Source organism: Chromobacterium sp. IRSSSOUMB001 (assembly GCF_023507765.1).
Classification (GTDB): Bacteria; Pseudomonadota; Gammaproteobacteria; order Burkholderiales; family Chromobacteriaceae; genus Chromobacterium; species Chromobacterium haemolyticum.
The window spans coordinates 1-4,272 of record NZ_JALCYU010000040.1; the positions used below are offsets into that span (position 1 = coordinate 1).

Genomic DNA, 4,272 nt, shown 5'->3' on the forward strand with positions numbered 1-4,272 from the left:
CCCCTATATCAGCGGCTGCCTGCACAACTCCGAACTCACCGACAGCAACCCCGGCGCGCACTGGGACAGCCGCAACCTGATCCGCACCTGGGCCAACAACAAGCTGCGGCTGGAAGACCGCCAGGGCGAGGAACACATCAAGCTGGCCACCGAGTACGACAAGAGCCAGCTCAATCTCGGCCATCTGGTCAACGGCCAACGCGCGCCGCGCGGCCAGGGCTTCGAACTCAGGACCGACGGCTGGGGCGCGCTGCGCGCCACCAAAGGGCTATTCATCACCACCGACGCCCAGCCCAAGGCCGGCGGCAAGCAGCTGGACATGCAGGCGGCGCTGGATCAGCTGGACGCCGCGATGAACCAGGCGCGGGAACTGCTGCGCCTGGCCGGCGAACACCGCAACCCCAAGCCGATGCTGGATACCCTGCAAACCCTGCTCGACAACAGCAAGCAACTGGCGGGATCGGCGTTGCTGGCGCACGCGCCGGCCGGCATCGCCCACGCCACCCCCGCCTCGCTGCTCGCCAGCGCCGGCCAGGCCATCCACCTGCAAGCCGGCGACGACATCAACCTGGGCAGCGGCGAATCGCTGCACGCGGTAGCGGTCAAGGCCATCGCCCTGCTGGCGCAAAGCCAGGGCATGCGGCTGGTGGCGGGCCAGGGCAAACTGCAACTGGAAGCCCACGGCGACACGCTGGAGCTGAGCAGCGAAAAGAACATGACGCTGCAAACCGTCAACGGCCAACTGCTGCTCAACGCCAAGCGCGGCATCACCCTGGCCAGCGGCGGCGCCTTCATCCGCCTGCAAGACGGCAAGATCGACATCCACAGCCCCGGCGACCTCAAGCTGCGCGGCATCTACGACATGGCCCCGCCCGGCGGCCAGACCCTGCCCTTGCCGCAACTTCCAAACTCGGTGTGCAAAGAGTGCCTGCGCAACGCGCAGGCCGCCGCCAATCCCTTGGTTCCCTTATCCGCACCCAACTAACTCCGGAGACCAAGATGAGCTCATCCCAAACGCCCGCATCTCAAGCTACGCCCTTCCGCGCCATCACCCAGCAACATGTGGCCCCCTTCCTCGACCTGCTGCTGGACCCAGTCGCCGATAGCGGCAACTGGCAACAACGCATCGCCATGATCCAGCCCCCACTGGAGTGCCTGCGCCTATTCGACGATACCCCCTTGAGCGATCTGCGCCAGGATTCGCCGCTGCTGGTGCGGGTGTGGCTGAACCAGAGCGAACATTGCGACTGGTTGGAAAGCACTCTCAACCTGCTGTGGCAACAGCCACAATGGATCGTGCTGTTCAGCTCAAGCTCGCAACCAGCGCTAGCCGCCCATCTGCGCCGCTTCCTGACCGTCAAGCTGGACGGCGGCGGCTTGACCCTGCTGCGCTATTACGACCCGCGCCTGCTGCGCATCGTGGTCAACACGCTGACGCCGGCACAAGGCGCCGCGCTCGGCCAACGCATTGATCTATGGCTCTGGCGCAATCGCGACGGCGAACTTGAGCGCTGGACTGCGCCCAGCGACCACCCCGCCCCACTACCCTCCAGCCACCAGCCGCTGCCACTGGACAGCGCGCAGCGCGTACAGCTGGAGTCCTATGTGGAAGCCCATGCCAGCCTGATCCAACTGCAAAGCCTGGAGCCGGCACGCGCCACGCAATCTCAGGAACAACTACTCGATGAGCTGGCCCGGCTCAACCGGCAAGCCGATGTCGAAAGCCGCTGGAACAGCGTAGAACGCATGGAGTGGATACGCCGCCATTTGCCGGAAATCACCGCCACCACTTGAAACCCTAAGGAGTTGGAGATGCCAACCTTCCCCGCCGTCTGCTGGCGGCTTACCCCACCGCGCCTGGCCCTGCTGCTGCTCGTCTTGCTGCCCTGGCTGCCGGCCCAGGCCATGGGCACCCACCCGGCCACGGAAATGGTCCCCGCCGGCGTCGAGGGCTACAACCACACCTCGGCCGCCATCAACCGCTTCAGCGTCAACCGCGCCGGCGGACCCAATGTCGGTCCCTACCAGGGCGGCGGCAAACAATCCTGCTGCGCCTCGCTGCCGCGCCAGTGGCGGCCTGGACTGATGGCCACCGTCGAATGGGAAAAAGACGCCAAGCCCTATGGCTACTCCGAGTGGGGGCCATTGAACTCAAGGGAATGGGGGGAGGCATTTGAGCGCCATAAAGCTCAGAACTACTCCACTCACCGTGCCGTCGTCGAAATCCCGCGCTATGAGAGCTCCGGCGCCATCAAGGTCCACTTCCTGCCCTGCGATCAGGTCAAGGTCGCCGCCAACAACATCACGCCTGGCTACCCGGGCTATCCGTACAACTTCCCCGCCAGGATGCAGGAGCCTAAAACATGTCCCAAGTAGACCAGCGTCCCATCCCCGAAGCCGTCCAAATCCGTGCCGAACCCTTTCCGGACAGCGGCCTGCTGCCGCTCAATTACCCACAGCGGCTGAACAATGAGCAGTTGAAGGAGCGCGACCTTAGCGATGAGAAATACCGCCGCCGCAAGGCCGCCGCCGAGGGCGGGCCGGTCTACGCCTCGCCCACCTGCACCAAAAGCCTGACTATTTCGCTGTTCTTCGACGGCACCAATAACCATGAGGAATCCGATAGCCAGGCCAAACCGCGCGCTACCTCGAACATTGCCCGGCTCTACCACGCGACCCTGGGCAGCAAGCAGGGCGGCAGCGGTCAGGCTGACAACAAACTGGCCGAGCAGGGTTGGTATGCCTATTACATCCCCGGCGTCGGCACCCGCTTCCCCGAGATCGGCGAGCTGAAGCCGATGAGCAGCGGCCTGATCTTCGCCAATGGCGGCGAGGATCGCATCAACTGGGGGCTGACCCGAGTCATCCACGCCTTGACTATGAACTGGTTCCCGGAGCAGCCACTGTCCAACGAAGAAGCCAAAGAACTGGTGATCCAGCGCATGCGCAATCCGGTATCGCAGCCGGACGGCTATGTCCAGCGCGCCGACGCGCTGCGCCCGCAGTTGGAGGCGCTGGCCGAGGCCCGCTACGCGCGACCGATGCCGCAGGTGCTCGGCATCCGCCTGTTCGTCTACGGCTTCTCGCGCGGCGCCGCCGAGGCCAGGGTGTTCGCCCGCTGGCTGGAGGCGCTGACCCGGCCCGAGGACACGCCGGCCGACGCGGTGGACGTCCAGCACACGCTGATCGGCATCCCGATCTCGATCCGCTTTATGGGTCTGTTCGACACCGTCGCCAGCGTCGGTCTGGCCAATAGCCTGCCGATGTGCGACGGCCATATGGCCTGGGCCGGCGACAGCCAGCTGCGCCTGTCCGACAACCCTCAGTTTCTGGAGCAGTGCCAGCACTTCGTCGCCGCCCATGAGCAGCGCGCCAGCTTTCCATTGGACAGCATTCGCCGCCGCGACGATCCCAAGCAGAGCAACGCCCAGTCGCGCTACCGCGCCGGCTGCGTCGAAACCTTGTACCCCGGCATGCACAGCGATGTCGGCGGCGGCTACCCGCCCGGCGAACAGGGCAAGAGCGTGGACTCAGAACGTCCTACATGGCAATGGTTGCTGCTATCGCAAATTCCCTTGCACGATATGTACCGCGCCGCCTTCGAGGCCGGCGCGCCCTTGCAGGTGCCGGAGATCGCGCTGGCCGAGAATGAACGCCTGGACAAGCGCTGGCTGGTGATGACTCAAGAAACAGTGGAGGAGTTTCGGGTCGCCCCGGAAGTCATCGCCCGCTTCAACGCCTGGCTGGAGCAAGCCCAGCCTGGCGGGCTGGAAGACGTGTTGCGCAGCCAGATCGCCTGGATCACCGGCTGGCGCATCCACCGCTGGATACCCGGGTCGCGCTGTTATTATGAATCCGCGCACAGCCAGCCGCAGCAGGACTATTTCAAGCGCTGCGACGACAAGGACCAACCAAAACCCTTGCGCCAGGCGCTGGAGCGCGAGCATGGCCGGCAGTTGCAGGAGGATCTGGCCTTGCGCGACAACAAGCCGCCGCCGCAGTTGTCGCCGGAGCAACAGAAGCAACTCAACGATGACCGCGAACTGATAGCCAAAGCCGCTGCCGGCAAGCCGATTCCGGACGGCGGCAAGGCCAAGGACGGCAGCGAGCAGATGGTGACGCGGCCGGGCGTGGCCACCCGGGTCAATATCGACAAAGGTTTTGAGCCGGTGCTGGACCAGCAGCAGATGGAACACGGCGCCAAGGACTTCCGCAAGGACTATGTGCCGGAGTGGCAGTTGTCCGGCGACCCCAGCAGCATCATCGACGGAG

At 65.0% G+C, this 4,272-nt stretch carries 4 protein-coding genes; all 4 read left to right on the forward strand.

The window, feature by feature from the left end; translation table 11 throughout:
- A partial coding sequence (locus MOV80_RS23145) for a type VI secretion system Vgr family protein (protein ID WP_249605548.1) occupies positions 1–985 on the forward strand: 985 nt, incomplete at its 5' end.
- Between the two features lie 14 nt (positions 986–999).
- On the forward strand, positions 1,000–1,794 hold the full coding sequence (locus tag MOV80_RS23150; protein ID WP_043593933.1) for a DUF4123 domain-containing protein: 795 nt from the start codon (positions 1,000–1,002) through the stop codon (positions 1,792–1,794).
- A gap of 18 nt (positions 1,795–1,812) precedes the next feature.
- Entirely contained in the window at positions 1,813–2,376 is a 564-nt protein-coding gene (locus MOV80_RS23155; RefSeq protein WP_205422990.1) for a DUF3304 domain-containing protein, read from the forward strand.
- Positions 2,364–4,272, forward strand: a 1,909-nt coding sequence (locus MOV80_RS23160; RefSeq protein WP_249605549.1) for a DUF2235 domain-containing protein, incomplete at its 3' end; no start/stop codon positions are given. The genes MOV80_RS23155 and MOV80_RS23160, both read left to right, overlap by 13 nt.